Below are 5731 nucleotides of genomic sequence, written 5' to 3' on the forward strand. Positions count from 1 at the left end.
ATTATCAGACCAACCTGGTCGGCCGCTGGGTGCGCGGTGGCGGTTCTTACCACGCACCCAGCGGTCCCGGGAGTCGCTAACCGTAGGAGGGTCCGTGGGGACGCTGGACGGAAAGGTCGCGCTGGTCACCGGGGCCAGCCGCGGCATCGGAGCGACAGTGGCGCTCCGGCTCGCGAGCGAGGGAGCCCGGGTCGCGGCCATGGCGCGTACCCTCGACCCCGACCCCCGGTACTCAGGAAGCCTGCGGGAAACGGTCGAGAGCATCCGGGCCGCCGGTCACGAGGCCGTCGCCGTCCGCGGCGACCTCTCGTCCGCCGAAGACCGGCGCCGCATCGTCGCCGAGACCGTCGAGGCATTCGGCCCGGTCGACATCCTCGTGAACAACGCCGCGGTCACCTTTCTCGCGCCAGTCGAGGAGTTCAGCGAGAAGCGTTTCCGCCTGATGATCGAAGTGCAGGTGTGGGCGCCGTTCGAACTCACCCAGCTCGTTCTTCCCGGCATGCGCGCGCGGGGAGCCGGCTGGCTGCTCAACATCTCCTCCCGGGCCGCGCAGCACCCCGAGGGCCCGCCGTTCGACGCCGTGTACGAACGCGGTTTCTCCGCATACGGGCTGTGCAAGGCGGCGTTGGAGCGTTTCACCACCGCGGTCGCGTCCGAGGGGTACCGTCACGGCATCCGCGCCAACGCGCTCGCCCCGCTCGACAACGTCGCGACACCCGGAGCGGGCGCGCACGACCTCGTCGCGGACTTCCCGCTCGAGGATCCCTCGGTGCTGGCCGAAGCCGCACTGGCCCTGGTCGAGGGAGACATCACCGGACGGATCGCCTACAGCCAGACGCTGCTGGACGAACTCGGCCGCAAACCCGCCGTGACGGCCGGCTGAAACCGGCTCTGGACGGCCCAGGCGGCCAGAAGAGCAACGGCCATCCAGAAGATCGGCGCGAGTGTGTCGTCAGGTACGCGTTTCCGGCAGGAACACACTCGCGCCGATCATTTTTTCTCGTTGTCGCCCCAAGCGCCCCGGGTTCCCGGGTTCCCGGGAACCGGCGGGAGCCTGGGAGCTCAGTCCACGCGGGCGGTGGCGTAGCCGGCGATGACCTCCTCGCCCCGCTCGTTGACCGTGACCACGTCGAGGTCGACGAGGGCGACGCCGTCGTCGTCGCGCAGGCCGGCAATGACGACGCGGGCGGTCAGCCGGTCACCCGGCCAGATCTGGCTTTTGAACCGGACGCCGTAGCGGGTGAGACGGCCGTCGCCCACCAGATCGGTGACGGCGCGGGCGGTCATACCCATCGCCAGCATCCCGTGCGCGAACACACCCGGGTAGCCGGCCGCGTCGTGCGCGTACACACCATCGGTGTGCAGCGGGTTGTAGTCCCCGGAAGCCCCGGCGTACTGCACGATCTGCGTCCGGGTGAGGTCCTCGACGAGCACCTGCTCGCGGACCTCGCCGACCTTCACGTCAGCCCCACGTAGTGCCATCAGTTCGCTCCCTGCTCAACCGGCTTCTCCGGTCGTACGCTCACACCGCGGGCCCGGACCACCAGCTCACCGGCGGCGTCCCGGTACTCGGTGACCTGTTCTTCGAACACCAGCCTGCCGCCGCGCCGGCCCGTCTTCTCCCAGGTGCCGCCCGGGATGGTGGTCACCTCGAGCACGTCCCCCGGCCGGACCTGCCGGAAGTACTCGAAGTGCTGCTCGGCGTGCAGCCGGCCACCGCCGGAGACGGGCTCGGTGACTCCGGTGGGCTCCCGGCCGGAGCCGAACCACGGCTCGCCGGCATGTGGCCGCAGCGGGTAGTCGGGGTCGTACTGGGCGGAGGACTGCACAAACGTCGGCGGGGCGATGATGCCCGCGGCCTCGGACTCGCTGGCCCGCCGCGCGTCGTGGTAGACGGGGTTGGGATCCCCGACCGAACGCGCGAAAAGCATGATCTGACCGGCCTCCACCGGGAACGTGAACTGCCCCACGAATACTCCTCTACTCCTCGTCGTTGAAGGCGGGCGGCCGAGGATTCCAGCCACCAGATAGAGCAATCATTAATACTTTTACCGGCTTAGAGCGCCCGAGGATAGGGCGTTCGGTCAGTGAGCGGCTCATCCGCGCCCGGTCCGGCAAGGCGGCGGAGGAAGGCGCCCTGGTGGTGGGCTCCGACTGACGACAACGCGGCCGGGCGGGATGCGGGGAGCCGCGAGCCGGACAGTCCTATTCTCGGGCGCTCTTACTCCTCCAGGCGCTCACCCACGCCGCACGAGCAGGCGCCGCACCTGTGCCGCAGACTCCATCGCCTCGTCCTCATCACCCGCGACCGGCAGCAGATGCACATCGCAGCAGCCCGCCTCAAGGTAGGGCACCAGGGCCTCGGCCACGTCCTGGGGCGTTCCCCGGGGCACGTACTTCGAGAAACGGTCGAAGGGCACACCGTAGAAACTCTCCATCGCCCGCGAGACCGAGCAGCCCGCGTCCTCCACGGACCTGCCGAAGCCGCACCAGACGAGCAGCGCGTGCCGCCAGGCCATCCCGGTCCGCCCGGCTGAGACCGCGACGCCGTCGATCTCGGCGGTGACCGCGGCGTAACGATCGGGCGAGACCCACACGCCGAGCCAGCCGTCACCGTGCCGGCCCGCGCGCCGGACCGCCGCGGCCGATCGGCCACCGATCACTATCGGTACGGCGACAGCCGGCGGCGGCGACACCCGCACGTCCCGGAGCCGGAAGTGCTCGCCGTCGACCGTCACCGCCTCGCCGGCCAGCAGCGCCCGCAACACGACGAGCGCCTCGTCCATCCGGCGGCCGCGGGTGGCGGGGTCGACGCCGCAGGCCTCGATCTCGGCACGGTCCTCGCCTCCGATGCCCACGCCGAAGACGAACCGGCCGGGTGCCAGGGCGGCGAGCGTGGCTACCTGACGCGCCACCGGGACGGGGTGCCGCAGCGGGAGCAGGAACACCCCGGTGTGCACCTCGACGCCGGGCGCGGCCATCAACAGCGCGGTGGCCTGGATGAGCCCGTCGGAGCCATAGCCACCGCGAAAGCTCACGTGATCGCCGATGACGGCATGGTCGAAACCGAGATCCCGTACCTGCCGCGCGGCGTCGAACAGCCGCTCCGTGCCGCTGCGCAGCAACGCGAAGGGTGGCCGGACCCCGATCCGCGGCCCAACCGATCGGATCTCGGCCGCCACCGTCCCAGCTGTGTCGACGACCGCTGTGTCGATGACCGCTGGGCCGACGACCGCTGGGCCGCTGCCCGCCGCGGTCATGATTCCAGCACGCGGCGCAGCACCTTGCCGGCCGCGCCCCTCGGCAGAGTATCGATCATCTCCCATTCGGCGGGCACCTTGAATCCGCTCAGGGACTCTCGCGCGAACAGGCGCAGCTCCTCGACATCCGGTGGATCATGCGGGTCCATCAGGACGATGAAGGCCTTCACGACCTGCCCCCAGCGCCGGTCGGCCCGGCCGACCACGGCAACCTCACGGATCGCCGGATGGAGGCTGAGGACCTGTTCCACCTCCAGCGGATCCACGTTCTCCCCACCCCGCACGATGCGATCACCGCGCCGGCCCAGCAGCGTGACATAGCCGTTGGGATCGATACGCCCGAGGTCCCCGGTGTGGAGCCAGCCGTCGGCCGCGGGACGGAAAAGGTGCTCGCCCCGGGCCCGGATCTCGCCGCTGCCGTCCGGTGCCGGGTCGACCACCCGCAGCTCCACGCCCTGGGCCGCGCGGCCGACCGTACGCAACAGCTCAGGCCGGGTCGTGGCGGCAAGCCGATGATCCTCAAAGCTCAGACAGGTGATCGGAGAGCCCTCCGTCTGCCCGAAGATCTGAACAAAGTCGACGTCCGGGAGAACGGCCATCGCCTCACGGAGCGTGTCCGGATGAATCGGGGATGCGCCATACTGCAACACCCGCAGCGTCGGCAGCGCAAGGGCGTTCTCCGCGAGCAGACGGTCGATCATCGTTGGCACCAGCAGGGCGTGTGTCGTGCCGTGGTCGGCCAGCTCCCGCCAGGTCCGCGGCGAGAACGGCGGCGAACAGACGACCGTGGCACCAGCACCCAACGCCACCGCGATCATGCCGAGACCGGCGATGTGATGGTACGGCGAACCGGATGCGTACACGCTGCCCGGTGCGAGGTGGACGATCGCCGCGTTGACCCGGACCCGCACCGCGAGCTTGCCCTGAGCCACGAACACCGGCTTGGGCACTCCGGAGGTGCCGGACGTGTGCAGGATCAGCGCGGTCTGTTCCGGGCCCGGCCGCTCCGCCGCCGGCCGGTCGGACAATGGCCGGTCGGACGCGGCGGCCGGCGGGTGCACGACAAGCCTTCGCCCCGTTGCCGCCGCCACCTCGCGTCCAAGATCTTCAACGGCTGGTTCAGCCAGGAGCAGATCGCCAGCGAGGCCGGCCAGGCAGCTGGCGAGCTCCCGGATGGTAAGCCTGGTGCTGATCGGCGCAAGCGGACGCCGGGTGGCTGCCCCGGCGATGGTCAGCGCGAGTGCTTCCAGCGTGGTCGAGACCAAGGCCGGCAGCGGGGTCCCCACACCCACGGCGAGGCTGTCCAGCCAGTCAGCCGCGCCCGCGGCGTAACGCAGCAGGTCAGCGCCGGACCAGCGGACGGTCCCGCTGCTCACGGCCGGTCGGCTCGCGCCTGAGCCCGACCAGGCCTCGGCGAGCTGGGCCGTCCACGTCGTCCCGGCCCCGATGGCTCCAGCCCCAGTGGCTCCAGCCCCGGTTGTCCCGTCCCCGGCGGTCATGCCCGGGTTGTCCGGGCGGCAGCGGCTGGCCCGGATACGGCCACCGCAGGCACAGCCGACCCGGACGCGGTCAGCCCGGTGGTGTCGACGCCCTCCCAGAAACCCGCCCAAGCCGGAAAGGACCAGGGCAGACCGGGTGGCGTCGGCGAGGTGCCCCAGCTGTCGAAGCCCACGGCCTGCGGGCGCTCGTTGACGTCGGCGGCATACCAGTGGCGCTCGTCCCTGCGGTCGAACAGCCACTCCCCGTCGACCCGGCGGTAGGTGTCGAAGTAGCAGATGGCCATGACGATCCAGCGGTCGCCGACCTCGTGCTCGGCCCGGCAGTACACCTGCCCGCGGGCGTTGTCCGCGTCGAGCAGTTCCACCCGATGGCCGCAGATCTGGTGCACCGACCGGTAGAACCACCGCAGGCTGGGCGCGATGTAGTCCCGCAGCGCCTCGCGGCCTTGGCCGTGCCGCCCGCAGTTGACATCCGGCACGAACAGCGAAACCCAGGCGTCGAGGTCACGTCCATCGACCGCGAGCGCGTACCGGATCGGCAGCTGCTCGATCGCGAGCCGCGCCTCCACCTGCTCCAACCGCGCGAGCAACCCCGCGTCGTGCGTCGTCACGACACCTCCAGGTCAGGCCTTCCCCCGGACGGTCGCTTCGCGACGATCCAAGGACCCGGGCTCCGGGGAGGGCCGTCGTGCGGGGCAGGCGATCGCCTCCGATCGCGTCCGGACAGGAGCCAGCCAGGCCTCCTCGTCCGTCACACCGCCACCACAACCAGGCCAACCCAAACAGCAATACGCTTAATGAGTTGCACTATAGTTCCCGGCTGCCCGTCCGGCGACGCCTTCCCGCAGGGCCACCTCAACGACCCGGGCGCGCACGGAACGCGCAGATCACCTACGGGAACCACCTCAACCGGGAGCGCATCAGCCCCACCACCGCACCAACCGATCGGTGCGCCTTGGATGTCAGCTGAAG

At 70.6% G+C, this 5731-nt stretch carries 6 protein-coding genes; 1 reads left to right on the forward strand and 5 read right to left on the reverse strand.

Translation table 11 applies throughout. The annotated features are described in order from the left end of the window. The first annotated feature begins 94 nt into the window (after window positions 1-94). On the forward strand, window positions 95-883 hold the full coding sequence (locus MJ783_RS09880; protein WP_239310083.1) for an SDR family NAD(P)-dependent oxidoreductase: 789 nt from the start codon (window positions 95-97) through the stop codon (window positions 881-883). Window positions 884-1062: 179 nt separating this feature from the next. Here the strand turns inward: MJ783_RS09880 and MJ783_RS09885 are convergent, their stop codons facing one another. The 5 genes from MJ783_RS09885 to MJ783_RS09905 all read right to left on the reverse strand — a co-directional run bounded on the left by MJ783_RS09885 (window position 1063) and on the right by MJ783_RS09905 (window position 5349). Then, complete coding sequence (locus tag MJ783_RS09885) at window positions 1063-1482, reverse strand: MaoC/PaaZ C-terminal domain-containing protein (protein ID WP_239310084.1); 420 nt, start codon at window positions 1480-1482, stop codon at window positions 1063-1065. Beyond that, the gene (locus MJ783_RS09890) at window positions 1482-1970 is read right to left on the reverse strand and encodes a MaoC family dehydratase N-terminal domain-containing protein (RefSeq protein WP_239310085.1); all 489 of its coding nucleotides are present in this window, start codon (window positions 1968-1970) and stop codon (window positions 1482-1484) included. The genes MJ783_RS09885 and MJ783_RS09890 overlap by 1 nt, the downstream gene beginning before the upstream one ends. Before the next feature lie 267 nt (window positions 1971-2237). Beyond that, window positions 2238-3260, reverse strand: coding sequence for an LLM class flavin-dependent oxidoreductase (locus MJ783_RS09895; protein ID WP_239310086.1), 1023 nt, complete (start codon window positions 3258-3260; stop codon window positions 2238-2240). Continuing rightward, on the reverse strand, window positions 3257-4759 hold the full coding sequence (locus MJ783_RS09900) for a class I adenylate-forming enzyme family protein (RefSeq protein ID WP_370651586.1): 1503 nt from the start codon (window positions 4757-4759) through the stop codon (window positions 3257-3259). The genes MJ783_RS09895 and MJ783_RS09900 overlap by 4 nt, the downstream gene beginning before the upstream one ends. Beyond that, the gene (locus tag MJ783_RS09905) at window positions 4756-5349 is read right to left on the reverse strand and encodes a nuclear transport factor 2 family protein (protein ID WP_370651588.1); all 594 of its coding nucleotides are present in this window, start codon (window positions 5347-5349) and stop codon (window positions 4756-4758) included. The genes MJ783_RS09900 and MJ783_RS09905 overlap by 4 nt, the downstream gene beginning before the upstream one ends. Window positions 5350-5731: the final 382 nt, after the last annotated feature.

It is taken from the genome of Protofrankia sp. Cj3 (assembly GCF_917627355.1).
In the GTDB taxonomy this organism is placed as follows: domain Bacteria; phylum Actinomycetota; class Actinomycetes; order Frankiales; family Frankiaceae; genus Protofrankia.